The sequence below is a fragment of the Streptomyces sp. NPDC014734 genome, from assembly GCF_043083325.1.
Lineage (GTDB): Bacteria > Actinomycetota > Actinomycetes > Streptomycetales > Streptomycetaceae > Streptomyces.
On record NZ_JBIBYN010000016.1, the window covers coordinates 102,043 to 128,170 of the forward strand.

The 26,128-nt window shown below is 70.4% G+C and carries 19 protein-coding genes; 12 read left to right on the forward strand and 7 right to left on the reverse strand.

Features of this window, described 5'->3' with window-relative positions:
* Nucleotides 1-158 precede the first annotated feature (158 nt).
* Nucleotides 159-2,015, forward strand: a complete 1,857-nt coding sequence (locus tag ACF1CT_RS24095; protein WP_391785990.1) for an HSP90 family protein — start codon at nt 159-161, stop codon at nt 2,013-2,015.
* Nucleotides 2,016-2,017: 2 nt separating this feature from the next.
* On the forward strand, nt 2,018-4,987 hold the full coding sequence (locus ACF1CT_RS24100) for a hypothetical protein (RefSeq protein WP_391785991.1): 2,970 nt from the start codon (nt 2,018-2,020) through the stop codon (nt 4,985-4,987).
* Between the two features lie 261 nt (nt 4,988-5,248).
* On the opposite strand, the gene ACF1CT_RS24105 is transcribed toward ACF1CT_RS24100, so the two are convergent.
* Entirely contained in the window at nt 5,249-5,932 is a 684-nt protein-coding gene (locus ACF1CT_RS24105; protein WP_391785992.1) for a phosphotransferase, read from the reverse strand.
* A gap of 357 nt (nt 5,933-6,289) precedes the next feature.
* Between ACF1CT_RS24105 and ACF1CT_RS24110 the strand changes: the two genes are divergently transcribed.
* The 3 genes from ACF1CT_RS24110 (at nt 6,290) to ACF1CT_RS24120 (ending at nt 9,469) form a co-directional block, all read left to right on the forward strand.
* The gene (locus ACF1CT_RS24110; RefSeq protein ID WP_391785993.1) at nt 6,290-7,651 is read left to right on the forward strand and encodes an alpha-lytic protease prodomain-containing protein; all 1,362 of its coding nucleotides are present in this window, start codon (nt 6,290-6,292) and stop codon (nt 7,649-7,651) included.
* Between the two features lie 395 nt (nt 7,652-8,046).
* Nucleotides 8,047-8,883 carry a carbohydrate-binding protein gene (locus tag ACF1CT_RS24115; protein ID WP_391785994.1) on the forward strand — a complete coding sequence of 279 codons (837 nt, stop codon included), beginning with the start codon at nt 8,047-8,049 and terminating at the stop codon, nt 8,881-8,883.
* A gap of 331 nt (nt 8,884-9,214) precedes the next feature.
* Nucleotides 9,215-9,469, forward strand: a complete 255-nt coding sequence (locus tag ACF1CT_RS24120) for a hypothetical protein (protein WP_391785995.1) — start codon at nt 9,215-9,217, stop codon at nt 9,467-9,469.
* A 116-nt stretch (nt 9,470-9,585) separates the two neighbouring features.
* On the opposite strand, the gene ACF1CT_RS24125 is transcribed toward ACF1CT_RS24120, so the two are convergent.
* The 4 genes from ACF1CT_RS24125 to ACF1CT_RS24140 form a co-directional block, all read right to left on the reverse strand.
* Entirely contained in the window at nt 9,586-11,280 is a 1,695-nt protein-coding gene (locus ACF1CT_RS24125; RefSeq protein ID WP_391785996.1) for a bifunctional 3'-5' exonuclease/DNA polymerase, read from the reverse strand.
* Between the two features lie 202 nt (nt 11,281-11,482).
* Nucleotides 11,483-12,541 (reverse strand): type III polyketide synthase, encoded by a 1,059-nt coding sequence (locus ACF1CT_RS24130; protein ID WP_391785997.1) that lies wholly within the window; start codon nt 12,539-12,541, stop codon nt 11,483-11,485.
* Between the two features lie 687 nt (nt 12,542-13,228).
* Entirely contained in the window at nt 13,229-14,434 is a 1,206-nt protein-coding gene (locus ACF1CT_RS24135) for a cytochrome P450 (protein WP_391785998.1), read from the reverse strand.
* A 181-nt stretch (nt 14,435-14,615) separates the two neighbouring features.
* Nucleotides 14,616-15,455, reverse strand: a complete 840-nt coding sequence (locus tag ACF1CT_RS24140; RefSeq protein ID WP_391785999.1) for a DUF1259 domain-containing protein — start codon at nt 15,453-15,455, stop codon at nt 14,616-14,618.
* Between the two features lie 1,032 nt (nt 15,456-16,487).
* On the opposite strand from ACF1CT_RS24140, the gene ACF1CT_RS24145 reads away from it, so the two are divergent.
* From ACF1CT_RS24145 to ACF1CT_RS24160, 4 genes are all read left to right on the forward strand, one after another.
* Nucleotides 16,488-16,913, forward strand: coding sequence for a hypothetical protein (locus ACF1CT_RS24145; protein WP_391786000.1), 426 nt, complete (start codon nt 16,488-16,490; stop codon nt 16,911-16,913).
* A gap of 64 nt (nt 16,914-16,977) precedes the next feature.
* On the forward strand, nt 16,978-17,727 hold the full coding sequence (locus ACF1CT_RS24150) for an ATP-binding cassette domain-containing protein (protein WP_391786001.1): 750 nt from the start codon (nt 16,978-16,980) through the stop codon (nt 17,725-17,727).
* Nucleotides 17,724-18,959, forward strand: coding sequence for a hypothetical protein (locus tag ACF1CT_RS24155; protein ID WP_391786002.1), 1,236 nt, complete (start codon nt 17,724-17,726; stop codon nt 18,957-18,959). Before ACF1CT_RS24150 ends, ACF1CT_RS24155 begins: the two co-directional genes overlap by 4 nt.
* The gene (locus ACF1CT_RS24160) at nt 18,956-19,522 is read left to right on the forward strand and encodes a hypothetical protein (protein WP_391786003.1); all 567 of its coding nucleotides are present in this window, start codon (nt 18,956-18,958) and stop codon (nt 19,520-19,522) included. Before ACF1CT_RS24155 ends, ACF1CT_RS24160 begins: the two co-directional genes overlap by 4 nt.
* A 358-nt stretch (nt 19,523-19,880) precedes the next feature.
* Here ACF1CT_RS24160 and ACF1CT_RS24165 read toward each other — a convergent pair whose 3' ends face one another.
* Nucleotides 19,881-20,108: a DUF397 domain-containing protein gene (locus tag ACF1CT_RS24165; protein WP_391786072.1), complete on the reverse strand. Its 228-nt coding sequence runs from the start codon at nt 20,106-20,108 to the stop codon at nt 19,881-19,883.
* A 1,269-nt stretch (nt 20,109-21,377) separates the two neighbouring features.
* Here ACF1CT_RS24165 and ACF1CT_RS24170 point away from each other — a divergent pair.
* Both ACF1CT_RS24170 and ACF1CT_RS24175 read left to right on the forward strand, forming a co-directional pair.
* Nucleotides 21,378-22,607: a DUF2786 domain-containing protein gene (locus tag ACF1CT_RS24170; RefSeq protein WP_391786004.1), complete on the forward strand. Its 1,230-nt coding sequence runs from the start codon at nt 21,378-21,380 to the stop codon at nt 22,605-22,607.
* A gap of 86 nt (nt 22,608-22,693) precedes the next feature.
* Entirely contained in the window at nt 22,694-24,859 is a 2,166-nt protein-coding gene (locus ACF1CT_RS24175) for an FUSC family protein (RefSeq protein WP_391786005.1), read from the forward strand.
* 263 nt (nt 24,860-25,122) lie between these two features.
* Here ACF1CT_RS24175 and ACF1CT_RS24180 read toward each other — a convergent pair whose 3' ends face one another.
* Nucleotides 25,123-25,623, reverse strand: a complete 501-nt coding sequence (locus tag ACF1CT_RS24180; RefSeq protein WP_391786006.1) for a hypothetical protein — start codon at nt 25,621-25,623, stop codon at nt 25,123-25,125.
* Between the two features lie 254 nt (nt 25,624-25,877).
* On the opposite strand from ACF1CT_RS24180, the gene ACF1CT_RS24185 reads away from it, so the two are divergent.
* Nucleotides 25,878-26,120, forward strand: a complete 243-nt coding sequence (locus ACF1CT_RS24185) for a DUF397 domain-containing protein (protein ID WP_376239767.1) — start codon at nt 25,878-25,880, stop codon at nt 26,118-26,120.
* The last annotated feature ends 8 nt before the right edge of the window (nt 26,121-26,128 follow it).

Sequence of the window (26,128 nt, forward strand, 5' to 3'; positions counted from 1 at the left end):
TTTCGCTTTCGCTCCTCTCCCGCCGATTTCCGGTTCCTTTCGACCTTCGTCGCCCGTTCTCCGCCGCCCGTTCTCCGTTCTCCGTTCTCCGCTCTCCGCCTTTCGCTTCCGCCTTTCGTCTTTTGCCGCCCGCCGCCTCACTCTCTCCGGACTGCCTGATGACACTGCCCGACACCTCCGCGACTCCGGTCGGCGCCGATCGCGCCTTCCAGGTCGATCTGCGCGGCCTCGTCGATCTGCTCTCCCACCACCTCTACTCCAGCCCCCGCGTCTACCTGCGCGAACTCCTGCAGAACGCGGTGGACGCGCTGACCGCCCGGCGCGGTCTCGAACCGGACGCCCCCGTCGACGCCTTCGGTATCCGTCTGTACGCCGACGGCGCGGTGGTACGCGTCGAGGACGACGGTGTCGGTCTCACCGAGGCCGACGTGCACACCTTCCTGGCCACGATCGGCCGCAGCAGCAAGCGTGCCGAGGGGATCGCCGAGCAACGCGGCGACTTCATCGGGCAGTTCGGCATCGGTCTTCTCTCCTGCTTCCTGGTCGCGGACGAGATCCATGTCCTGAGCCGCTCCGCCCGCACCCCCGACGCCCCCGCCGTCGAATGGCGGGGACGCGGCGACGGCAGCTACACCGTCCGCACGCTGCCCGCGTCGGCCCGTCCCCGGCCCGGAACCACCATCACGCTGACACCGCGCGCCGACACGGGCGAGTGGACCCGGCCGACGCAGGTGCACGCGCTGGCCCGGCACTTCGGCTCCCTGCTGCGCCATCCGGTGATCTTCGACGACGGCTCGGGCGGTCCGGCCGGCTCGGGCGTGTCCGTCAACCCCGAACCCGCACCCTGGACGCGTACGTACCCCACTCCGGGGGCCCGTTCCCGCGCGCTGGCCGCGTACGGCGAGGAGGTCCTCGGATTCACGCCGCTGGACACCATCGAGCTGGACCTGCCGGCCGTGGGCCTGAAGGGCATCGCGTGCGTGCTGCCCGAGGCGGTGCCGGCCGGGCGCCGTCATGGCCACCGTGTGCACGTCAAGGGCATGTTGCTGTCCGAGCAGGCCGAGGAGATCCTGCCCGACTGGGCGTTCTTCGTCCGCTGTGTCGTGGACGCCGAGAGTCTGCGTCCGACGGCGTCCCGTGAGTCCCTGTACGAGGACGACACGCTCGCCGCCGTGCGCGACGCCCTCGCCGAGCGGTTGCGCGCGTGGATCGCCCGGGCCGCCGCCAGCGACCCGGACCTGCTCGCCCGCTTCCTCCAAGCTCACCACCTCGCCGTGAAGTCGCTCGCGGTGCACGACGACGAGATCCTGCGGATGCTGCTGCCCTGGCTGCCGTTCGAGACCACCGACGGGCACACCACTCTCGACGAGTTCGCGCGCACCCACCGCACCGTGCTCGTGACGTCCAGCGTGGAGGAGTTCCGGCAGGTCGCGGCGATCGCCTCGGCCGCCGGGCTCGGCGTCGTCAACGGCGGTTACACCTACGACCGCGAACTGGTCCACCGGCTGCCCGAGATCAGGCCCGAGGCCAGTGTCGCCGACCTGGACCCGGCGACTCTCACCGCGCACCTCGACCCCGTCGACCGCGAGACGGAACTTGCCGCCGTGGCCTACCTCGCCCTGGCCCGCGACGCCCTCGCCGTCTTCGACTGCGATGTCGCGCTGCGCACCTTCCAGCCGGTCTCCGCCCCCGCCCTCCTCGTCGACAGCCGCGAGGCCCGGCACGAGCGCACGCGCTCCCAGCTCGCCCGTGAGCAGGAGGGCGGCCTGTGGGGCGACATCCTCGGCGCCCTGCGCCAGGAGGCCCCGCGGGCCCAGCTGATCCTCAACCAGCTCAACCCGCTGGTCCGCACCGCCGTCGCCATCGACGAGCCCGAACTGGCCCGTACCAGTGCCGAAGCCCTCTACGGGCAGGCCGTGCTGCTGTCCCGGCGCCCGCTCAGGCCCGCCGAATCGAGCCTCATCAACCGCTCCTTCCTCGACCTCCTCGCCCACGCCCTCCGCAAGGACAGCTGACGATGCCCACCGCACCCCATCCCCAGAGCACCGACGAGCTGTACCGGGCGCTCCAGGAGAACGACCGCCGTCCCTACGGCCGCGTCCGCACCGTCACCGCCGAGGAACTCGTCGACGCGGCCGAGCAGTTCGCGGAGCCCGCCCCGCTCGTCGACGCGCTCTACGAGCTCCAGGAGGCGTACACCTACGGCTCCGAGCCCCGGAAGTCGCCCGTTGTCTTCGCCCGCCTGCTCACCTTGTTCGACGAGCAGCCCGACGTCTTCGACGAGCGTCGGCGCCACACGCTGTTCTGGCGGTTCAAGTGGGTGTCCAGCGCCCTGCGCGAGCTGCCCGAGATGCCGCTGGCCAGCCTGCGGCAGTGGCTGACGGAGATGCGCGACCGGTACGAGAAGGCAGGTCTGGGCCTCCAGCCCTACTACGGCGAGGCGTACCAGCTCGCCGCCCACGTGGGCGAGGACACCGCCCTCGCCTACGAGCTGTGGGCGGGCCGCTCCCGGACCCGGCTCAGCGACTGCGAGGCCTGCGAGACCTGCGAGCGCGCCCTGTACCACCTCGCGGCGGGAGACGACGCGCGGGCGCTTGCCGTCTGGGAGCCCGTGCTGGCAGGGACGGAATCCTGCCAGGAGGAGCCGGCCCGTTCCGTCTCGTACGCGCTGTTGCCGCTGCTGCGCACCGGCCGCCTCGACGTGGCCCGCGAACTGCACCTCGTCGGATACCGCAACTGCCGCCGCAACCCCTCGATGTCCGGGGAGGTCGGCCGGCACCTGGAGTTCTGTGCGCTGACCGGCAACGAGGCACGCGGTCTGGAACTGCTCGCCGAGAACCGGAGCCTGTTCGACGAGGTGGACTCGCCGCTGGACCTGTTCGACTTCCTCACGAGCGTGGAGGTTCTTCTCCAGCGCGTCGAGTCCCTCGGTCATGGTGATCTCCCCGCCGCGGGATTCGCGGGCCGCACCTGGACGGTGGCCGGTCTGCGCGCCGAGGTGAGGGGGCGCGCGGACGACCTCGCCGCCCGCTTCGACGCCCGCAACGGGAACACGACCCACGCCGACCGGCGCAGGGCCCGCCTCGACCGTGCTCCGCTCCTGGACGCACTCGAACTGACCCTGCGCCCCCGCAGCCTCGACGACGTGGCTCCGGACGCCCCGGTTGCCGTGCCTGCGGGCCGTACGCCCGTCGACGTGCCGGAGTCGTTGCCCGAACTCATCCTCCGGGCACGCTCGTTGGACGAGCGGGGGCACCCGGACGCACAGGCGTGCTGGACGCGACTGCGCACGCTCGTCGCCTCCCGCGACTACGTCCACCCCGACGACCCGGCCGTGGGCCCGCTCGTACGACTGCGCGCGGACCTGCTGAGCGAGGAGGCGAGCCGGGCGGACCGGAAGAACGAGTCCGCCGAGGCCGCCGCTCTCCACGAGGAGGCCGCGGGCCTGTACGACGACGCCGGGGAGCCGGGGGAGGCGGCGTTCGCCCGCGCCTGCGCCCTGGTCGCCGCCGCCGAGGTCTCCGCGGAGGGCTCCGGCGGTGCAGAGGTCCCCGCGGAGGCCGTCGACGGTGCAGAGGCGAAGGCTGCCGCGCTGGCCGCCGCCCATGCGGCCGTGGTCCGCCTGCACGAGGAGACGTCCGGCCTCGCGCCGTACATCGAGGCCCGCCTGCTGCGGCTGCGGGCGACCACGCTCGGTCTGCGCCTGCAGACGTCGGGGAGCGAGGAGCACATGGCGCCGGTTCTCGCCGAGGCGGACCTGCTGCACGCGTTCGCCACCCGGCACGACATCGGTGGGCAGCTCGCCCATGCCCTGCTGCTGCGAACCAGCACCTACGCCATCTGCGGCGACCTGCCCACCGCGGTCACCGAGGTCGACGGGCTCCTCGACCGGCTGAAGGCGCACGGCCCCGCCTGGCACCTGCCCCGCGCGCTCGGTCTTCGCGGCCGGCTCCGGCTGGGCCTCCAGGACCCGCAGGCCGCGCACGCGGACCTGACCGAGGCCCTGCGAGCGGCTGCCGACTGGCCGGCCGACGTGGCCGACACCGCCCACCTCCACAGCGGTCTGGCCCAGGCGTGCATGCATCTCGGCCGCCCCGACGAGGCGCTGCGGCATCTGACGCGTTCGGCGGAGCTGGACCTGCGCCACGGCAGCCGGACGGACGCGTTCTGCACCTACAGCAACGCGGCTCAGCTCTGCGTCGACCTGGGTCGTGTCGAGGACTGCATCGCCCTGCTCGACTCCCTGCTGGCCGAACCGGATGTCGCCGCCGGAGAGCTGGACGACCGGCTCGTCGCCCAACTGCGTCTGACCCGCGCCCGCGCACTGCACACCGGGGAGGACCTCAAGGCCGCCACGACGGAGTTCGTCGCCCTCGCCGCCGAGTCGGCAGGCTGGGACGACGACCCGGGGAGCCACGCCATGATCGCGGCGGAGACCGCCGTACTCCTCGCCGAGTCCGGCGAGTTCGACCGGGCCCGGGAGGCCGCCGACCGGGCAATCGCCGCCCATGCCAGGGCCCCGCGCTTCGAGCAGCTCAGCAACTGCCTGCGCGAACTCGCCCGCCTTCAGGCCCAGCGACAGGGCCCCGACGGTCTGGCCGACGCCCGCGTCTACCTCGCCGACGCCGGCCGGATCGCCGACGAGGCCCGCGCCGCCGAGTACGAGGCCCGCGGTCGTTCACTGGACACCGCCCTGGCCTACGAACACGGGCGGGTCAACGCCCATGCCGGTGAGTACCAGGACGCCCTGGCAGCCCTGGAGAAGGCCCTCGCCCTGCTCGGCGAGCCGGGACCGCAGGAGGACCGCGCCGGCGAATGGGCCGAGTGCGTCCGCTTCGCGGGTGCGGTGGAGGGCGTTTACCTGGAACGCCCCGTCCCCGCCCTCGCCCGCCTCGACGCTGCGGTATCCCGCCTGACCGCCCTGGGCCACACCGAGGAGACCGAACCGCTGGTCTCCTTGGCGGCCCGGCTGCGCGACGAGGAGTGACGCGGGGAGCGGTGATGCGGCCGAGGCCCGGTACGGCGAGGGGGGAAGCGGCGAGGCCTGACACGGCGACGAGTGGCACGGCGAGGCCTGACACGGCGATGGGTGATGCGGCGGTGTGGTGCGGCGGGCGCGGGGGCGATGCCCCGAGGGGTCCGTCCACGATGTGCCGGCCTGTCTGATCCGTGTCCACGATGTGCCGGTCCGTCTGAATCCGTGTCCCGGTGTGTCATGGGGGCGTGCTCCGCGTCGACGGGGGCCGTGTCACCCCGTCGACGCGGTGACCAGTGAGGCCGCCTCGGCGAGGAGGGAGGCTTCGTGGGGCGTTGTCGCCGGGGCGGTGGTCCGGCGTGCGACGGCTTCGGCGAGGCGGGGCGCGGAGATGCCACCGGCTTCGGCGAGGTGGGGCGCGAGGGCGTCGAGCAGGGTGTGGGCGGCGGCCGAGGTGGTGGTCCGGTGCGGGTCGACGGCGATGTGGGCGAGTGTCAGGGCGGTTGTGGCGCGGTCCAGGGCCGGAGGGCCCTCGGCGGTGTCGCCCCAGTCGGTCACGACGGGGCCCTGGGGTGTCAGGACCACGTTGTCGGGGTGCAGGTCCAGGTGGAGGATGCGGTCGTCGGGGTGGGGGGAGAGCCGGGCCGGAACGGTGTGGAGTTCGGCGAGGAGCCGGGCCAGCAGGGCGGCGGCCCGAGTGGTGGGGAGGCCGCCGGATTCCAGGGAGCCGAGCAACGTCGGTCCGGTCAGGCGCCGCAGCACCAGGTCGTGGGGGGCCGTGCGGGCGGTGCGGGGACCGAGCCGGGGGACGGGATATCCGTGGGCACTGAGATAGGACATGACCGCCCATTCATGGGTGGCGTCGAGCCCGTCGTGGTTCCGGCGCAGGACCCAGTTCTCGTCGAGTGCGTACACGTCGGCGGTGCGTCCGGCATCCAGTAGCTCACCTATTTGCATGGGGTGAACCTATGGGCAGAGGCGGCGTTGGGGGAGTTCACCGGCACATGTGGACGTCCTCGGCCGCTCCGGGCATCCGGTCCACGGCGATCTCACTGACCTCGGAGTCCCGGACACGGCCGGTGCGGCGGCCGAGGCGCCCGTCGGCCCACGCTGGTCGGTGCGGTTGGCGATCAGGCCTCCGTCGATGCGGGTGGAACGGCTGCGGAACGGTCGTGCAACAGGGTGGGGGGGAGGTCCACCCTGGGCTGAAACATTGACCCCATAACGCGAAGTGAGGGGGGGAACGGGATCTCCTGGCAATGACGTGTACGCGGCTACGTTGACGGCAATTCCCCCGACGTCAAGGAGAGTTCCGTGGAGAGCACCATCCTCCGCAGACGTGCCCTGGCCGCGTGTACCGCCACCGTGGCCATCGGCGCTCTCGCGTTGGCCGGTCTGACCGGCACCGCGTCCGCCGACCCCGCTCCCCGACTTCCTGCCCCCGCCGCAGGCGCTCAGCAGCTCTCGCCCGGTCTGCTGAAGGCGATGCACCGGGACCTCGGGCTGACCGAGGCCCAGGCGCGTGCCCGGATCGACCGGGAGTCCCGGGCCGCGGCCGTCGCCGCGCAACTGGAACGTTCCCTCGGCGCCGACTTCGCCGGGGCCCGGGTGAGCGGCGACACCGCCGGTCTGACCGTCGCCACTACTGATGCCGGGCAGGCCGCCCGTATCGGCAAGGCCGGTGCCAAGGCCGTCGTCGTCGATCACAGTCTGTCCGAACTCAACACGGCCAAGGCCGCGTTGGACGCGCAGGCGTGGCGCGCCGCTCCCACGGGCGTGCCCGTCTGGTACGTCGACGTCGCCTCCAACCGAGTGGTCGTACAGGCCGCCGACACCTCGGCCGCGACCGCCTTCCTCGCCGCCGCGGGGGTCCGGGACGACGTCGTGACGGTGCGGCGGAGCAGCGAACAGCCGCGCACGTTCGCCGACCTCCGGGGCGGCGACGCCTACTACATGAACGGGCAGGGGCGCTGCTCCATCGGCTTCCCCGTGAAGCGCGGTACGCAGTCCGGCTTCGTCAGCGCCGGCCACTGCGGCACGCCCGGGGTCAGCACCAGCGGTTACAACCAGCAGGCGCAGGGATCCTTCCAGGGGTCCACCTTCCCCGGCCGTGACTACTCCTGGGTCGCCACCAACACCAACTGGACGCCGCGCGCCCTGGTGAACGGGTACGGCAACGGGGACGTGACGGTCACCGGATCCACCGAGGCCCTTGAGGGCGCGTCGATCTGCCGCTCCGGATCGACGACCGGCTGGCACTGCGGAACCGTTCAGCAGCGCAACACCAGTGTCACCTACCAGGAGGGCACCGTCTCCGGAGTGACCCGCACCAACGTGTGCGCCGAACCCGGGGACTCCGGCGGCTCGTTCATCTCCGGGAGCCAGGCGCAGGGTGTCACCTCCGGCGGCTCGGGCAACTGCTCCCAGGGCGGTACGACGTACTTCCAGCCGGTGAACCCGGCGCTCCAGGCGTACGGGCTCACGCTGGTCACCAACGGCACCCCGACCGACCCGCCGACCAACCCGCCGACGGGCGGCACCTGGGCCGTCGGAACGAACTACAACGCGGGCGACGTCGTGACCTACGGCTCGGACAGCTACCGCTGCCTCCAGGCGCACCTGGCGCAGCCCGGCTGGACACCGGCGGACACGCCGGCTCTCTGGCAGCGCGTCTGAGGGCCTGACGCTCTCCGGCGGGTCCGACGCTCCCCGGCGGGTCCGATGTTCGGCGGGTCCGACGCTCTCGGTGGATCCGGTGGATCCGGTGGATCCGGTGGATCCGCTGAGTCCGGTGGATCCGCCGGGTCCGGATTCGCCGGAGGAACCGGGGGCCGAGGAGCCGGAGGTTCTGGTGGACCTCAGGTCCAGGCAGGGTCCAGGAGGGACTGAGGTCCACCAGCGGTTACCGCGCCGCCCGGCTTGCGCTCCGGCCTCCCGGCCGGGCGGCGCGTAACCATCCCGTTGCCCGCTCACTTCCCGGCGAGCCCCCGGTGAACTCCTCCGCGGGCGTCTCCACAGCTTCTCCGCTCTACGTCATGCACATGTCCTTCCCCCATACCGAGGAATCAGCCATGACTCCAGAAGTGCCCGAAGGCTCCGGCGACGACCGCCGGATCAGCCGCAAGACCCTGCTCAAGGCCGCCCTGGTCGCAGGCGCCGTGCCGCTGCTCGCCGGGGGCGGCGTCGCACTGGCCCGTGACGCCGGCACCAGCGGCAAGCCCCTCGCGCTCACCCCGGACTGCGACGACGGCGACGACCCGACCCACGAGCAGATCGAGGGGCCCTACTTCAAGCCCAACTCGCCCCTGCGCAGCAGCCTGGTGGACGCCAGCACTCCGGGCGTCCGGCTGACCGTAAGCGGCTATGTCTTCGGGAGGTCCTGCAAGCCGATCTCCGGGGTGCTCCTCGACTTCTGGCAGGCGGACACCAACGGCGCGTACGACATGAACGGATTCGCCTTCCGCGGCCACCAGTTCACCGATCAGTCCGGGGCCTTCTCCCTGACCACGATTGTTCCGGGGCTGTACCCGGGCCGCACGCGGCACATCCACGTCAAGGTCCAGGCGCCCGGTTCGCGCATCCTGACCACACAGCTGTACTTCCCGGACGAGCCGCGCAACAACACGGACATGCTCTTCGATCCGGCGCTGCTGATGAACGTCAGGGACATCGGTTCCGGGAGGGAGGGGACCTTCGACTTCGTCCTCGACGTCGAGCAGGGCCCGACCAACCCGCCGACCGACCCGCCCACGGACCCGCCGACCGGTGGCACCTGGGCTGCCGGGACGAACTACAACGCGGGCGACCGCGTCACGTACAACGGGGTCACATACCGCTGTCTGCAGGCGCACTCGGCCATGCCCGGCTGGGAGCCGCCGAACGTCCCCGCGCTGTGGGAACGCGGATAGTGCTGCCACCGGGAAGGTTCACCGGCTCCCCGGCAAACCTTCCCGGTCACCGCACCAGACGCACAGCACGACACGGCGTGTAAGCGCCGAGCGGCGTGCGCCGGGGGTGTCCTCGCGGGTGCGTGTCGCGCTCGGCCCGGACCGGAGTGCCTTCCGGTCCGGGCCTCGCGCGTTCGAGCCCCCGCACAGGTGAGCCCTTGAGCCCGGTGCCGTGCGTCGGGGTGCCGTGCTCAGGGCGTCGTGTGCGACCGCGGAGTAGCCTGGATGTGCGGCTTTCCGGTGAGGTGAGCCGGTTTGTGTCGCCCTGCACGTCGAAGGGGGCCGGTTTCGCATGGACACACTGGTCAATGTTGTGATCGTGCTGGCGATGATCGCGATCACGGCGTTCGTCATCCACCTGCTCAACACCCGGCACCGGCATCAGCATCTGCGTCCCGCGCACTACGATCACGGCCTCGCCGGGTTCGAGGACCGGACGGCGACCGCCCCGACCGGCGGACGGCGTTCGGAGCGGGGGACGGAACCGCTTACGGACCGGCGGGACGTGGACGGGCATCGGGAACAGGAAGGTCCCGGCTCCGGCTGAGGGGGCCTGCGGCCGACGTGCACATCCCCGGACCGCTTTGCGGGACCGCTTCCCCGGACCGCTTCCCCGGACCGCTTCGTGGGATCGCTTCGTGGGACCGCTTCGTGTTGGCCGGGCTACTTCGCGTCCGAGTAGCGCTTCACCACCGCCGTCGTGAACGGAAAGCGCACCGGTGTCTCGCCGAAGGTGGTCCGGCCCGCGGTGTTGCCGGCCGCGCGGATCGCCGCCACTACCGCTTCCGCTTCCTCCTGCGGGCAGTGGACGATCACCTCGTCGTGCTGGAAGAAGACGAGTTCGGCCCGGAGGCCCGCGGTGCGGATCGACCGGCGCAGCGCCGCGAGGAGCAGCAGCGCCCAGTCCGCGGCGCTGCCCTGCACCACGAAATTACGGGTGAAGCGGCCTCGCGCGCGGGCGTTGGACGAGGCGTATCCGGGGGTGAACGCGCCGTCGACGGAGGGCGGTGCCGTCTCCTCCTGGGGAATCCCGGCCTCTTCGTCGTCCCCGCTCCCGGCCGCGGGCGGACTGGTGCGACCGAGCCATGTCCGTACGAGACGCCCGTCCTCGCCCGCCTTCGCCGCGTCGTCGACGTATGCCACGGCCAGCGGGAACCGCCTGCGCAGGGCCGCGAGGTTCTTCAGGCCGTCGCCCGAGGTCTGGCCGTAGACCGCGCCCAGCAGGGCGAGCTTGGCGTGCTCGCGGTCGCCGTGGAAGGCCCGGTCCGACAGGGCCGTGTAGAGGTCGCCGTCGTGCCCCGCGACCTCCATGAGCCCGGGGTCGCGGGAGATCGCGGCGAGCACCCTGGGCTCCATCTGGTCGGCGTCCGCCACGACGAGGCACCAGCCCTCGTCGGCGACGACCGCCCGCCGTATGACCTTGGGGATCTGGAGCGCCCCTCCGCCGTTGGTCGTCCAGCGGCCGCTGACGGCGCCGCCGGGCTGGTACCCGGGGCGGAAGCGGCCGTCGCGCACCCAGTCCTGGAGCCAGCCCCATCCGTGTGCCGTCCAGATCCGGTACAGCTTCTTGTACTGGATGAGGGGCTCCACCGCCGGATGGGTCAGCCCTTCCAGCTCCCAGCGCCGGGTGGACTTCAGCTTGATTCCGGCCTGGGCGAACGCCTTCACGACGTCGGCGGGGAGATCGGGGCGGACCCGCCTGCCGAAGGCTGCCGAGATCTCGTCGGCCAACTCGGCCAGCCTGCGGGGCTCGCCGCCGCCCGCGTACCGCTCGCCGAGCAGCTCCTGGAGTACTTCCCGGTGCACATCGGCGCGCCAGGGGAGGCCCGCACGGTTCATCTCGGTGGCCACCAGCATGCCGGCCGACTCGGCTGCGGTCAGCAGGCGCATCCGGCCCGGGGAGGCGGTGGCGTCGTGGCGGCGGAGCTGGTCGGCGTAGACCTGGAGCAGTCCGGTGAACGGCAGGTCCGTGCCGGGGCGCGGTTCGAAGAGGGAGGACTGTGAGCCGGGCTCGGCGGAACGGGGCGGGGGGTCGGGCGGCACGGGGGCGTTGTGCAGACGGGCGTGGGCGGCGGCCGCGGAGCGGGGTTCGCCCAGCCGCCCCTCGTGGGCGAGGAGAAGTGATTCGGCGGCCTCGATGTCGTAACAGCGGTCCACGACGACGCCCCCCGCCAGCAGGAGCGGATGGATCTCGGCGGTGGACCGCCACACCCAGCGTGCGACCTGCGGCCGGGAGCGGACGGCCGTCACGGGGTCGGGCTCGGACCGGACCGGGGCGGTGGGCAGGCCGGTGGCGTCCAGCGGGGCGAGGAGCGCGCCACCGGTCTCCGTGATGGCCAGAGCCCAACGTTCGGTCATGTCGTCGAGTCTGGCACCCGGCACTGACAGCGGCACGGTTCGGCGGTCCCGGTCCTTCCGGCTCCGGGAGCCCACCGGCCCCGGGAGCCCACCGGCCCCGGGAGCCCACCGGCCCCGGGAGCCCACCGGCCCCGGGAGCCCACCGGCCCCGGGAGCCCACCGGCTTCGGGAGTCCGGCGGGCTTCGGAGCGCGGGTGGCGCGTCACACCTCGGATTCCGATGTCCAGGTGCCGAGCGATATCTCGGCGGTGATGCCGGGGCCGAAGCCCGCCAGCAGACCGCGGTGGCCGTCCAGGGCCGAGGCCTCGTCGAACATGCGGCCCAGGGCGTCTAGGACCACCGCGCTGGCTATGTTGCCGTACTCGGTGAGCGTCGCGCGGCTGAAGCGGAACGCCTCGGGCGGCACGTCCAGGAAGTGGCTCAGGTCGTCCAGGATGCGGGGGCCGCCCGCGTGGATGATGTAGAAGTCCATCTTCCCCGCGTTCCACTGGTGCTCCTCGGCGACCGCGTTCAGGGCCGGGGCGAGGGGTTCCATCGTGCCGGGCACACGCTTGTCGAGCTGGAAGTGGAATCCGGTCGACCGGACCGCGTAGGAGATCCAGTCCTCGGTGTCCGGGATGATGTACGAGCCGTTGCGTTCCAGCCGGACGCCGGTGCCCCCGCTGCCCCGGAGCACGACGGCGGCTATGCCGTCGCCGAACAGGCCGTTGGACAGCAGCGATCCCACACCCAGATCGGTGGGCTGGTAGCAGAGCGAGCAGAACTCGCAGGCGACCACCAGCACGTTGGCGTCGGGATACGCCGTGCAGTAGTCGTGGGCCCTGTTGATGGCTGCGCCCCCCGCGGCGCAGCCGAGCTGGGCGATGGGCAGCTGACGGGTCTCCGGCCGGAAGCCCATCTCGCCGATGAGCCACGCGGTCGGCGGCGGCATCATGAAGCCGGTGCAGGACACGTACACGATCAAGTCGATCTGCTGCGGCTCCACTTCGGCCTGGTCGAGCGCTCGGCGCACCACCTGCGGGACACGCGCCTTGGTGTGCTGTTCGTAGGTGACGCTGCGGGCGTCGAAGCCCGGGTGCTGGAGCACCTTGTCGATCGGCTGGATCAGGTGCCGCTTCTGCACCCCGGTGTGTTCGATCAGACGTAGGACCAGGTCGATCTGCGGATGGTCACCGTGCAACCGTCGAGCCAGTTCGAGGGTTTCCTCGTTGGTGATGACGTACTCGGGAACCTCGATCGCCGGCTTGCAGAGAACCGCCATGGAACTCCTCCTAGCGGATGTGGTCCACACGGCCGGGCCCGGAACGATGTGAGGGGTGACCGCCGACGGCGGGAGGCGGCGGAGGGCTGCGGGAACGGCCGCCGCGGGCCCCGGGCGCACGGTGCCGCGTGATGCGGTGTCGCAGCGCGGAGCAGGGGCGGGGGTGGGTTCCCGCGCCGGTTTCGATTCCCCTGGAACGGGCGCGGACGGGCCGACCGTCTGAAGACTGAGTTCTTGCCGTCCCGGGCGGATACTGATCCGCCACGGCTTGGTGGCCGTCGGGATCACGTTACGGCAGGCGGATCGGGGTCGCACGTCGAGATGTTGTCCTCGCCCCGCCGCGGCGGGGCGCCGCCCGGTTCCGTCGCACTGCCCCGCCGGTGGGACCGTGGGTCCCGGCGGGGCAGCGAGGCGGCGGCGGCGGGGAGGCGAGGCGGGGAGGGCGAGGCGGTGGCGGGGCCGGGCCCGCGTGCGGTGCGGGCGGTGCGGCCGACGCGGCGCCGGGTGGGGAACCCGGCCCGGGTTGCCGGGCGCCCGGCCCCGGCGCATCATCGATCACGGCCGTCGTCGGTCGCGGCCGTTGCCGGTCGCGACCGTTGTCGACCATTCCTGTCGTCACGGCCGTCGTCGATCACGGCCTTCGCATGATGGGGCCGCGGCGTCGCGGCCCCATCATGGGGGAGACCGTTACCAGGTGACGGGCAGTTCGAGGGGATAGCGCCAGATCGACGTCTTGTTCCAGCGCACCTCCTCGACGGGCGTCGCCAGCTTCAGCGCGGGAAAGCGCTCCAGCAGAGTGCCGATGGCGATCTGGAGCTCGGTGGCGGCGAGCGGGGCGCCGAGGCAGTGGTGACCGCCCCACCCGAAGGTCATGTGGGACGGTCCCTCGCGTTCCAGGTCGAGCTCGTCCGGCCGGTCGAACTTCCGGCCGTCGCGGTTGGCCGTCAGATAGGAGACGTGCACGATGTCGCCCTCACGGATCTGCACCCCGCTCAGCTCCACGTCCTCCAGGGCGACGCGCGGGATGCCGACGCCCTTGCGGAAGGGGATGAAGCGCAGCAGCTCCTCCATGGCCTGGGGCAGCATCTCGGGGCGCTCGCGCAGCATGGCCAGCTCATCGGGCCTGGTCAGCAGCGTGTAGGCGATGTTCCCGATCTCGTACGTGGTGGTGTCCTGGCCGGTGATGAGCAGGACCATGGCCATCACGGTCAGTTCCTGGTCGTTGAGGATCTCGTCGCCGTCGCGTGCCGTGGCCAGCGTGCTGATCAGGTCGTCGCCGGGGTTCGCCCGGCGTTCCGCGGTCAGCTTCTGGAAATAGGCACGCAGATCCGCCTTGGACCGTACGGCGTTGTCCCGGTTCTCGACGGTGGTGTCCATCATGGTCCGGGCATGCGTCCGCAGTTGCGCCTGGTCCGCCTCGGGAATGTCGAGGACCTCGCAGATGGTGATCAGCGGCAGTGGGGCCGCGAGGTGCGCGAAGAGGTCGGCGGGGGCGCCGTGCTCCTCCATCCGGTCCAGCAGCCGGTCCACGACGTGCTGGGTGCGCACCTTCATGCGTTCCATGTGCCGGGGTGCGAACCCCTTGGAGATCAGACTGCGCAGCCTGCTGCTGCCCGGCGGGTCCATCACGTTGATCGCTTCGTCCTGAACGATCGGCTCGGGGGTCATGCGCGGGAAGTTGCGGCCGATGATGGCGTGCCTGCTGAACCGTCGGTCGGTGGTCACCGTGCGTACGTCGTCGTATCCGGTGACGAGCCACGCGTCGCCGTCGCCGTGCGGCAACCGGATGCGCGAGACGGGCTCTTCGGTCATCAAATGCCGGAGAACCGGGTCGAATTCGAGGGCCTCGGCGTAGTCGAACGGGCACAGCCGGGCGCCGGTGGCTGGTTCCATGCGGAGCTCCAGGGGGAGAAACTGGCGGGTGGTTCGGGAAGGGGCGGGGTGGACGGGACATGGGTGCCCGGTCTCCCGCGGGGGCACGCGCGGCCCGGGCCCGATTGGTCCATATGCGGAACGGATTCCACAGCCCGGGGTGTCCGGGGTCGCTGGACCGGAGGACGGGACGCTCCGTGGCTCAGTCGAGTGCGGCCGGGACGACGTCGGTGGCGTCCAGGGCGGAGCGCGCCGTACGGGCGAGTGCGACGCCGTCGCCCACGGCCCAGAAGTGGGTGAAGAACAGGCGGGGATCCTCGGTGAGGTGATGGTTGTGCAGTTCGACGAGCTTGATCCCGCCTTGTCGCAGGGCCTTCAGCACCTTCGGGACCTCGTCGGCGAGCATGGCGCAGTCCCCGCTGAGCGCCGCCCGGCCGCCGCCGAGCGGCTGGAAGTTGAACGCGCTGGTCGAACCCAGGCCGGACGGCAGGATCAGACGGCCGTCCGCGATCGTCTCCCGGCGGACGAAGAGGATCTTGTAGATCCCGTCCTCGACGGTCCCCTTCGTCCCCAGGACCGCCTCCATGCCGGCGGTGTCCAGATCGACCCGGGTACCCCGCAGCGGCGGCCGGGCGGGCGGGGTGCCGGTGCGGTCGAACCCGGCGCGCAGGCCGCGGGCCATCGCGACCGGGTCGTGCCCGTGCGCGTGGACATGGGTCCACCAGATGTCGGGGGTCTGGGCGAGCAGGTGCTTGTGGAGCGCGGTCTGCTGGATGCCGTGCGCGAGCCAGGCATCGGTCACCCGCTGCAACTCGTCCTCGGTGACCACCACGTCGCCCATCGCCATGGTGCTGCCGTCGGCGTAGCGGACGAAGGCCACATGCGTACCGAGGGCGAGCCCCGCCGTGACGAGCACGCCCTCGGAGACCACGTGCAGGTCCCGCCGGGGGAAGCCCGTGTGGTAGATCGTGTCGCGCAGCATGTTGCCGGGACGGCCCAGGGCCCGGGCCACGCCCGCCCATTCCGCGGGGGCGGTCGGCACCGGCGTGATCCGCTGCCCGCCGTGCCCGGGCCCGCCGTGCCCCGGTCCGGTGTCAGCTGCGGATCCGGGTGGCCGGCTGGCTGTCGCTGCGGCCGGCCCCGCGACGGCCAGCGCAGGCGCGAGCGCAGCCGCCGCCGTCAGCATCCGCCGCCGCGAGGTGACTGCCCGGGCGGCCCCGTGCAGCCGCCGCGCCGCGGTCCGGTCCCCGGTCTCATTTCTCGTCGTGCCCCCCGGCGTGTCTCCGTCCCCACTCCTGGTCGTGTCCCCGGCCCTGCCCCTGGCTGCGTTCCCGGTCGTGTCATCGGTCTTCACGTGATCGCCTCCCATGACGGGATGAAATCACGCGAAAACGATATAAAAGCATAGAAACGGATTCACTGTCAGCGGTTCGGGCCGGATGGACCAATTGCGCCGTCAACCCGGGCGCGTGCCCCTTGCCTCTCACCGTCGTTCCGGCCGGGCTGGGCGGGTTCGCCAGGTAGCCCACGTGTCGTGGACCCGGCCCAAGGGCTGTCCCGTAATCCGCGGTGGATCAGTGCGCGGCGTCGGATGCGGTGCATCGCAAGGCGGAGGAGCGTCCGCATGCTGGATGTATGCGGACGTTCCGACAACGCCGCGAGGCGCCGTAGCTGTTGTCGCGCGCCCGCCAGGGATTGCGGGCAGGGTTGTGCCGTCGACAGCCGTCAGGCATTACGGTCGAAACCGGATGTCACCGTCGAAACCTGGCGCCGGTTGTCTCAGGCGCCGCCACCGGACGGCAAGCCCGCGCGTACCGCTCACAGAATCGAATGCAATGGTGTTGAGTCCTCAAAGCGGAACGTGAACTCTGTCCTGAAATTTGCTGATGAATCGGGGCTATTTTCAATGCCTTCACGTCTTGAGCGCAATCGACAAGTCTCGTAGGGTTGTCTCAGCCGGAACGGCGGAGTGCCGATTATCTACCTGCGAGAATTTCGTGCGACGGGGGCCTGTTTGTGTTTGCCCCGTTTCAGTCTCGCATGACGGAAGGTGGGTAGATTTCCATCCCTTTCTGTGCGCATCGATTCGATGCGGGATTCTTCTCGTAGGGTCTTAGTGGTCGCGCTCGGTGTCGTTGTGGCCGGCCTTGGAATATTTGCGGCGCCTGCCCAAGCTGCCAGTTGGAGCAGCTACCTCAGTAAGGTTCCTACTGGGTTCGAATCGCGCCGTTGGTACGAGCCGAATACTGCAACCACCATCAAGTTCACCGGTTGTTCGACGGATCAAAATGCGGTTCGTGTCACCCTGGCGAAGGATATTTCCCTGAGCCCCGATACGTACTACTCGACTGCCGCTTTCACGAACTGTCTGAAAGGATCGACGTACACGTCCACTGGGAACTGGAATGCTCATGGCAACGCCAACCACTACTTCTCTATAAATGAATATCTCGTCGGGACCACGGTTACGACCGTCAAATCCCTGACGGTCTCCTGCTAACCCCCATCCTCCCCCCGGCCGACCTCTCGTCAGCCGGGGCTCTTCATTTCACGAGGTTGCCTCTATGGCGCTGCACTTCCAGTCCTGCTCGTTCCGCTACAAGCGGAGGGAGAGGCTGGTGATCGATGGGCTCGACCTGCGATTCACCGCACCGCGTACTGTTCTGCTCGGTCCCAACGGTGCTGGAAAGAGCACGCTTCTCGCGCTCGGCGCCAGTGCAATTTTTCCGCATTCAGGGGAAGTTGCCCTTGATGGTCTGTCCGTCGTGAAGCGGAACGATCTGCGTGAGTACCGCAGGAAGGTTTCCTGGCTTCCGCAGCGTCCCGCGTTCCTGCCCGGAACGACATGCCGCGAACATGTGGCATATGTCGGGTGGCTCAAGGGATTGAGTGAGCGCGAGGCTTGGAATGCTGCACCGCAAGCAATTGATCGTGTAGGGCTGGGAGGGAAATTAAGTGACAAGGTGTCCACGCTTTCAGGGGGGCAGCAGCAGCGCCTTGCGATTGCGCAAGCGCTAATTCACGAAGCGGAACTCCTGTTGCTCGACGAACCCACGGTGGGCTTGGATCCTGCTCAGCGCCGCAGGTTCCATGATGTGCTTGAGGGGCTTCCCGGGCATGTTTCTGTCATCGTGTCCACTCATGAAATAGTGGATCTTGATCAGACATTCGGCGAAGTCGTTGTCCTCGAAGGTGGTGCAACGAAATTCCATGGAACTGTGAGTGAGTTTCAGGCGCATGCCGCTCCTGATTGCGCCCCAGGGCGCCAGCTCGAAAGCGCCTATTCAACATTGCTGGATGCGGTGGAGCTGTGATCTTCTTCGGAAATTTGCGGGGATCCGCAACACCATGGCTATTGCTGCCCGCCCTGATCTACATGGTCATGTTCGTGTCGGGTGGTAATGCTGTTTCCGGATACGGTATATCTTCCGGTGAGCTCTCTTCCTGGGCGATAGTCGTGATCGCCCCTGCCGTGGCGGGAGCGGCAGCATGGGAGTCCGGTCGGCAGCGGCAACTGGGGGCACTTCGAACCGTCGCGACCCGCAGGATTTTTTCCCAGATAGTCCGGGCGCTCGCCCCAGTCCTCGTACTTCAGGTTCTGCTTGTTGTTGGCGCGTTGATTGTTGCCAGGTCGGCGACGGGTGTCTGGCCAAGTCCGGACCTTCCCGGGCTCCTCCCGATAGCGCATCTTCTTGTTCTTCCCTGTGGATGGATGGTGGTGGGCTGGGCGCTGGGACAACTTCTCCCTCGTGCGATTGCGGCGCCGGTCGCATCGGTCCTCTGCTGGATATTGCTCGCCATGACGCAGGCGATGCAGGTCCCGTTCTGGCGTCATCTCGGAGGCTTCATCAGTGAAAGTTCCAGCCTTACCGACGTGCTCGTACCCAATGTCTACTGGGTTCCTTGGCTGGTCTCACTCGGACTTGCGTGTGCCGCCGCTCTACTCCTTCAGGCGCGTCGTCGACCGTGGATACTGGCTGTGAGCGTGGCGATGGTGGTCTGCACCTTCATCCTGGGGAGGGTCCTCGTCGTCAACTGGGGATACTCGCCTCCCACGGTGGCCCGCACCGGGCACACTACCTGCGTCGGTTCATCTCCTGCCCTGTGTCTTCCTGATGAATTCGCAGGTCAGGCTGTTGCGATACGCGAGGATGTTTTGCCCGCCGTGCGCTCGCTGCACAAGGCTGGGCTTCCGGAGCCCGCCATGCTGCGGATGGCATCGGACAGGCAACCACTCAAGCCGGGTGTCTGGCCTCTCAACTGGGACAGTCGTTGGTCGCCTCAGAACATCGAGTCGACCGTCGCGGACTCCGCAGTGGCAGGCACGGCCGCACTCGTCGGCGTGCGCGACTGCCGCCAGCCATCGATTCAGGAAGCCTGGGCCTTGGCAACCGTGGGTGTCCCGCAGAAGGACGTACGTGCGGCGCTGACAGATTCAGAGTGGAAGGCGCTGCAGAGCGTTCTGGCAACTTCTCCGGCCGATCAAGTGCAATGGTTTACCCAGCACGTTCAGAGCCAGGACTATTGCCGGTCGGTGATGTGGTGAGGATCTACCTCACTCCGGTAAGGCGCTGGTGGGTTGCCCTCGCGGCGCTGGCACTGCTCTGCGTCGTGTGTCTGAAAGCCGGCGGCGCAGAGGTTCCACTACCGACGATTCTGAGCGGTGTCGGTGGAGTTCCGGTCCGGTACTTTGCACCTCTCTTGCTGGTGATCGCAGTCATGTACTGCTCCGAACGACGTCTGACAGCAGTAGAACGTACGGCGGTTACTCCCATCATGCTGTGGGATCGCCTTGTGCTCACGACACTCGTCATAGCGCTCCATCTGCTCAGTCCCTTGATCGGCCTGGAGGTTGCGCGCAATACGATGCTGCTGCTCGCCGTGGCGCTTGTGGTACAGGCGCTGAGCAATGAGGCGGCTGCCGGAGCAGTCTGTCTCATGCTTTTGCTGGGCGTCGCGAACACTGGCCGGGGCTACGATCCCAACGGCCTTGTTTCTGCGCGATGGTGGGCGTTGCCACTTCAGCCTTCGGAGAGTGTTATGGCATGGAGCGTTGCGTTGGTTCTCTATGCCGCAAGCCTTTCGCTGACAGCCATGGTGAGGCGCTGACGGGCAAGCGCGTGGGCGCGAGGTGGCCGAAGCAGGAGGGCGTCTCATGTGGTGATGGTGTGAGCTGCGGCGTGATGGCTCTTTTGCGGGTGCCGATCCGTCGCGGCGGCCGGTTCCTGACGGCCTGTGGATTCTGATCACCCTGCTGTTGTCATCGTTCAACTCCCGTTCCCAGCAGTGAGGACCACGCCGCTCGATGAGCGGGCCGTTTGCAACGCCTGCACCGGTCCGGGCGACTACCGCCGCGCGGCGTGAACGAAGCAGGCCCCGCCCCACCTCGCGATCCGCGTGAGCGGTGGCGTTCGGAGGGGGGCGGGGCTTCGTCGTGCTGGGACGGTACGCATGGGGCCGGAGCGGATCAGGCAGTGCCGAACTCACCGGCTTTGACACCTGCCACGAACGATGCGAACGCGTTGGTGGGGACAGCCAGCACCGGACCGCCCGGGTTTTTGGAGTCGCGGACGGGGACGGGGACGCTGGTGGGCGCGTGTTCCGGGGCCCATTCGACGCAGGCCGCCGTTGCTGCTGGGGGAAGCCCTGGAGTGATACACCACGACGGTTCTCGCGTCACTCGCGCCGGACGCATCCGCCGTTCCCACGATGCCGAACGCCGCGTCGACGGCGAGAGAAAGCCTGAGGGGCGGCGGCTTGTGGGCGTTTTCCACGCCTGAGATGTGGCATCCGGAATATCCGACACGTACACCCAGGTCGTCCTGCTTCCAGCCGCGTGTCTCGCGCTCGCGTCAACGATCGCCGTACGTCCCGTCCGTCACGGAAGAGATCCGAACCACGGAAGAGATCCGAAATGCTCCAGTGCACCGCTGTGGCCGCTGTGGCCGCTGTGGCCGCTGTGCCCGGGGTGGAGAGACTTCTCGCGCTCGCCCCCATGAACGGCGGTCCGGAGAACCTGCCGGAGGCGATGGACGACCACGTGTTGTGCGAACTCGCCGAGACGACGAACGGACCGAGCGCGCCGCGCGGCTCTGGACGGTCGAACCACCGCTCCTGTGCGGCTTATGGCTGTTCTGGACCGGCACCGGCGCGGCACCGGATCCACCGTCTGGTCGAATGACGGAGATCGCCCGCGCCGAACTGCGGCGTATCCACGGGGACGCGAACGCGGACGTCCAGGACGACGCGGACCAGCGGCGTCAGTCCTTCCGGCACCCCGGCTTCCCCTCCTTCTCACCCGTACCGAAGAAGGCCGGCCGTTCCACCAGTGCACATCCATGCTGGCGCTGCCGCCCCGCCCGATGCCAGCCGGGTGACCGGCTGCTCCGAACGCGGATGCGTCCTGTGCGAACTCGGCGAGGGGCACCGCTACGACCACGCCCGGATGCTGGGGGTCGACGACGAGGAGGGCGGTGCCGTGTGGGTCCGTTGGGGCGGCGGCGCTGCCGTGCTCGCCCGGCTGCCCTGGTGCCCGGTGCTGGACGGCGAGGAGGAGGATGCGTGCGGGCTGTTCGCGGGCCTTCCCGCCGAGCATTCGTGGGACGTGTCGGACCCCACCCGCGAGGCGCTGGAGACGGATCTCACGCGGGAACACCCGACTCGTTCCCCGGGTGCAATGCCAGAAATGGTGCCGGAAGCGGTGTCGAGAGCGACGTGCACCGGTAGTGCTTCACCGCGTCGGGTCTCGTCGGCGCATGGGGAATCGACAGGTGCTCGGCAGTCGAGCAGAAGTTTGATATCCACAGGCTGTGGATGGCGCTGTGGGTGGCGGTCCGGCGGCGGCAGTCGGGTGGCAGTCATCCGGCAGCCGTCGTTCCGGAGCCGGATGGTCGCGCCTGCGGCGAGCCCGGGGTGACCGGCCGCGGGTGTCCGGTGCGTCCGCCTTCCTGCCTACGCTGACCTCATGGAATCGGTGATCGACCAGGCATTCGCGGCGGCCCTCTACTCGGACGGCGACGCCGGGCTCGACGCCGGGGCCTCGTTGCTGGCCGCCGATCCGGGGGCCGACGCGGAACTCGGCCGTCGTGGCGAGGAGTTCGTCCGTCGCGCCTGGGAGCGCGGCTGGCAGCCGGCGGATGTCGTCCGCGTCGTCCGCCATGAGCTCGACGAGACCGCCGCCGGGCTCGTCGCCGGGCTGATCGTCTCGGAGACCCGGCGCTACGGGTCGTTGCCGCCCCGCTGGAGCGCCCAGCTCGACGGGCTGCCCGCCGCGCCGTCCCGGAACCGGCCCGACCGGTTCTCCTGTGCCTCGGCCCTCCTCGGGCTGTACCGGCTGTTGCTCCGGCTTCCCGTCATCGAAGCGGTGGGTCCGCCGCCCGGCGCCTCCGCGCTCGGGCACCCCCTGCCCCCCGCACACGGCGAGCCCCGCATGCTGACCCGTATCCGCGCCCTGCTGGCCAAGGCGGAGGCGACCGGTTTCCCGGAGGAGGCGGAGGCGCTGACGACCAAGGCGCAGGAGCTGATGGCCCGGCACTCCATCGACGAGGCCCTGCTCGCGGCCCGCGGTTGCGGCGGCGAGGTGCCGGGGGCGTGCCGGATCGGCGTGGACGCCCCGTACGAGACGGCGAAGGCGATTCTGCTCGACGCGGTCGCCTCGGCGAACCGCTGCCGCGCGGTGTGGAACGGTGACCTCGGGTTCTCCACGGTGGTCGGTTTCGAACCGGATCTGGAGGCCGTGGAACTGCTGTACACGTCCCTGCTGGTGCAGGGCACGGCGGCGATGACGAGGGCGGAGGCCGGTCAGCGGGCGGGCGGGCGCAAGCGCACGAAGACCTTCCGGCAGTCCTTCCTGATGGCGTACGCCCAGCGCCTGGGGGTACGGCTCGCCGCCGACACCGCCCGGGTCACCGCTGCGGAGGCGGGCGCCGAGGCGGGGGCGGGGGGCGCGGCAGGGGGAGAGGGGCGGGCATCGGAGCCCCGCCTGCTTCCGGTACTCGCCGCGCGGGACCTGGCCGTCACGGACGCCGCCGAGCGGATGTTCCCCCGGACCACGACCACCCGGGTCCGCGGCGTCACCGATCTCGATGGATGGAACGACGGAACGGCTGCCGCCGACCGGGCCAGGACGGGCGCGCCGGGGCCCGGAATTCACGACGGGCGCGGGGACCACCCGAAGCGCGGCGGGCGGAGGTGAGGGGTGAGAGACGGGGGTGACGGGCGAGGAGATGCATCACTGCGACAAGGCGGGTCAATTCGGATATTACGGATAGTCTCTGGGGCATGAGCTGGCTCCGGGCGCTGAAGGAGACCGCCCACTCGGGGCTGACGATCGAGCGGCGGCGTCTCGAACCGCTTGTCGCGATCCGCGGCGCGGCCGGGCTCGCCCTGGTCATCGGGGTAAGCCTCGCGTTCTTCGGGCCCGTCGTCGCCGCGAGTTCCGCGTTCGGCGCGTTCCAGGCGGCCATCGCCACGTTCCAGCGCAGCTGGCGTCCCCGGCCCGTGCTGGCCCTGGTCTCCGGGGCGAGCCTCGCCGGGTCGACGTTCCTCGGCTACCTCACCGCCTCCCGGCCGGTGCTGTTCCTGGCCCTGCTGGTGCTGTGGACGTTCCTGGCGGGGCTGGCCTGGGCGGCGGGGGCGACCGGCGGAATCATCGCCTCGTCCAACGTGGCGATCATGCTGGTGACGGTCACCCTGCCCACCTCCGTCGCCGACTCGGCCGTGCACGCGGCGATGATCCTGTTCGGCGGGGTCGTGCAGGCGGTGCTGATCGTGCTGTTCCGGATCCGCAGATGGGGCGCCCAGCGCGACGCCCTCGCCGACGCCCTGGCCGCCGAGGCCGACTACGCCCGCAGGCTGCGCCACGACCCGCTCGCCCTCTTCGACCCGGTACCGCTGATGACCGCCCGCAGCGCCGCCGCCGTCACCCCCTCGCAGGCCCGCCGCCGCCCGCCGGAGCTGCGGGGCTCGCGCGCGGTCGCCGAGCGGATCAGGCCGGTGCTCGCCTCGCTCGCGGATCCGGCGATGGGCGTGCCGGACGAGGGGCCGGAGCGCGACCGGGTCCGTGAACTCCTCGGCGCCGCCGGTTCCGTACTCGATTCGGCGGCCCGCGCGATCCGCCACGGCGACCCGGTGAAGCTCTCCCCGTCCGCCGTCGCCGCGCTGAAGACCCCCGACACCGGTTCGCTGCTCACCGGCCCGCCCCGCCGCGCCGCCGACCGGCTGGACACCCTGCTCTCCGACGTCATCGAGACGGCCGAGGGCGAGGGGACGAAGGCGGAGAAGGCCGAGGCCGGAAGGGCAGCCGAGGACATCAGGACGGCAGGGAAGGGGACACCCGAGGTCCCGCACCGGCGGCGTCCCACCCTGCCGCGGATGGTCCCCGTCGTGGCGCGGGCGATGCGCGCGGAACTCCGTCCCGGATCCCCGATCCTGCGGCACGCCGTGCGGGTCGCCGTCGTGGTCGCGATCGGTTACCTCATCGGCACCGCCCTGCCGTTCGGCCACGGCTACTGGGCGCCGATGGCGGCCGTGATGACGATGCGGCCGGATTTCTCCCAGACGTACGAGCGGGCCGTGGCCCGCTTCGGCGGCACGATCGTCGGGGTGTCGCTGGCCACCGCGATCGTCCGGACCGTCCACCCGGGGGTGACCTCGTCGGCGGTGCTCGCCGTGTGCTGCGCCCTGCTCATGTACCTGCTGATGCGCACCGGGTACGTCGTCGGCCAGGCGTGCGTCTCGGCGTACGTGGTCTTCCTGCTCGGGATGGCGGGTGACAACTGGTCGCAGACCGTCCCGGAGCGGGTGGTGCTCACCCTCGTCGGCGGCCTCCTCGCGATGGTCTCGTACGCGGCATACCCGGCCTGGGAGACCCCGCGACTGCGCGGCAGGCTCGGTGACTGGCTGAAGGCGGACGGCCGGTACGCCGCCGCGGTCGTCGACCAGTACGCCGAACCGGTCGAGCGCGGCCACGGCGACGTCCGTTCCGCCCTGCTCGCCACCCGTGAGGCCAGGGTCGCCTGGCAGGAGGCGGTGGCCGCGGCCCAGCACGAACCGGTGCGCAACCGCGGCCTCTCGCGCTCCGCCACCGCCGACGCCGAGCACGCCCTGGCGGAGTTCGGCCGGGCCGCGATGTTGCTGGAGGCCCACCTCCCCCGTGGCGGCGCCACCCCCGTACCGGAGGCGTCGGCCCTGGCCGAGGCGCTGCGCCGGGCCACCGAGCGGGGGGCGAAGGAGGTGCGGGAGCGACGGGTGCCGGACTGGGCCGAGGTGCGCGAGGCGCTGGCGCGATGGGACGCGCAGCCGCGGACGGGAGAGGGCGGGGACGACCCGTTCGTGCGGAACGGGGCCGGCCTGCTGCTCGAAGCCCTGGAGGAGTTCTCCCGGGGGCTGGACGGTGCGCCGGCAGCGGGTCCGCCCGATCGTCGGCCGGGCCCGCACCCGGGGTGACGGCCGGGACCGGCACGCAGGCCGATGGCCGGGGCCGCGTCCGGGTTGATGGACGACGGGGCCCGCACGCGGGCCGATCGACGGGACCCGAGTCCGGTCACGGGGAAGCGCGTGCGGTCGCGGTGCCGTCCGGTCGCGGGGGCGTCCCTCGGCGCGGGAACGTGCCTCGTCGCGGATACTCGTCCGGCGGTCCGGCGGTCCGGCGGTCCGGCGGTCCGGCAGGTCGGCAGGTCGGCAGGTCGGCAGGTCGGCAGGTCAGGAGGTCAGGAGGTCGGCAGGTCCGGCAGGCTCGGCAGGTCCGACGGAAGCGTGCCGGGCGCGGTCTTCGCCAGGGTGTCCTTCGTCCCGGCGCCCCAAGAGATCTCGATGGTCCTGCCGTCGTTGGATTCCACCGACCCGTGGGTGCGGTCGGTGTCACCGTCGGCGCACTTGAGCGACAGCGTCACCTTGCCCGTGTTCTGCACCTCGCCCGTGCAGGCGCGCTGTTCGGTGACGAGTACGGCCTTCCCGGACGCGACGGACAGGACCACCGTCTTGCCGTCGGTCTTTCCGGACCAGGCGCCCTCCAGTGCCGCGGCGTCATTGCCCGAGCCGCCCCCGGAATCACCGCCGGAGCCGTTGTCGGCGGGGACCCGGCCGGACTCCCCGGCGTCGGAACCGTTGTCCGCGTCGTTCTTCCCGCTGTCGCCGCCACAGCCGGTCAGCACGAGCGCGGCGACGAGTCCGGTGGCGATCACGGCGCCGGAGCGCACGACTTTCTGCATCTGGAATTCCCCCCTTGTGCGGCAAAAGACCGCGCCAAGTTACCAGCGCGAGTCAACGGGATGGGCGGCCCGACTCGGGGTAGGCGAAGTGTTGAGGCATCCGGAAGGCCTCTTCCTGCGTCTGAAACTGTAATCGCGGGAACACCCCGCGTGCACGTGCATCCGCTCATGCATCTGCTCATGCAGCGGTATCTGGAACAAGGTTATGATCCGAGACAGTTGACACTTGCACCTTGTAACTCGGGGAGCGTCCTGTGCACCACGTGTACAACGGCATGGCGGCCACAGAGCTTCGCGGAGTCGTCTGGCAGAAGAGCAGACACAGCAACTCCCAGGGATCGTGCGTGGAGTTCGCGAAACTGCCCGGCGGGGATGTGGCGATGCGTAATTCACGTCACCCCGACGGGCCGGCCCTCGTCTACACGCCTGCCGAGATAGAGGCTTTGCTGCTCGGGGTGAAGGACGGCGAGTTCGACCACCTCGTCGCGGGCGGCTGACCACAGGT

What these genes read in the sequence shown, in the direction of transcription:
- ACF1CT_RS24125 (WP_391785996.1), bottom strand. Translation starts at nt 11,280, where the DNA reads ATGACCGAACGTTGGGCTCTGGCCATCACGGAGACCGGTGGCGCGCTC.
- ACF1CT_RS24095 (WP_391785990.1), top strand. Translation starts at nt 159, where the DNA reads ATGACACTGCCCGACACCTCCGCGACTCCGGTCGGCGCCGATCGCGCC.
- ACF1CT_RS24180 (WP_391786006.1), bottom strand. Translation starts at nt 25,623, where the DNA reads ATGCAGAAAGTCGTGCGCTCCGGCGCCGTGATCGCCACCGGACTCGTC.
- ACF1CT_RS24135 (WP_391785998.1), bottom strand. Translation starts at nt 14,434, where the DNA reads ATGGAACCAGCCACCGGCGCCCGGCTGTGCCCGTTCGACTACGCCGAG.
- ACF1CT_RS24170 (WP_391786004.1), top strand. Translation starts at nt 21,378, where the DNA reads ATGGAATCGGTGATCGACCAGGCATTCGCGGCGGCCCTCTACTCGGAC.
- ACF1CT_RS24100 (WP_391785991.1), top strand. Translation starts at nt 2,018, where the DNA reads ATGCCCACCGCACCCCATCCCCAGAGCACCGACGAGCTGTACCGGGCG.
- ACF1CT_RS24130 (WP_391785997.1), bottom strand. Translation starts at nt 12,541, where the DNA reads ATGGCGGTTCTCTGCAAGCCGGCGATCGAGGTTCCCGAGTACGTCATC.
- ACF1CT_RS24165 (WP_391786072.1), bottom strand. Translation starts at nt 20,108, where the DNA reads ATGCGTCCGGCGCGAGTGACGCGAGAACCGTCGTGGTGTATCACTCCA.
- ACF1CT_RS24105 (WP_391785992.1), bottom strand. Translation starts at nt 5,932, where the DNA reads ATGCAAATAGGTGAGCTACTGGATGCCGGACGCACCGCCGACGTGTAC.
- ACF1CT_RS24115 (WP_391785994.1), top strand. Translation starts at nt 8,047, where the DNA reads ATGACTCCAGAAGTGCCCGAAGGCTCCGGCGACGACCGCCGGATCAGC.
- ACF1CT_RS24175 (WP_391786005.1), top strand. Translation starts at nt 22,694, where the DNA reads ATGAGCTGGCTCCGGGCGCTGAAGGAGACCGCCCACTCGGGGCTGACG.
- ACF1CT_RS24120 (WP_391785995.1), top strand. Translation starts at nt 9,215, where the DNA reads ATGGACACACTGGTCAATGTTGTGATCGTGCTGGCGATGATCGCGATC.
- ACF1CT_RS24150 (WP_391786001.1), top strand. Translation starts at nt 16,978, where the DNA reads ATGGCGCTGCACTTCCAGTCCTGCTCGTTCCGCTACAAGCGGAGGGAG.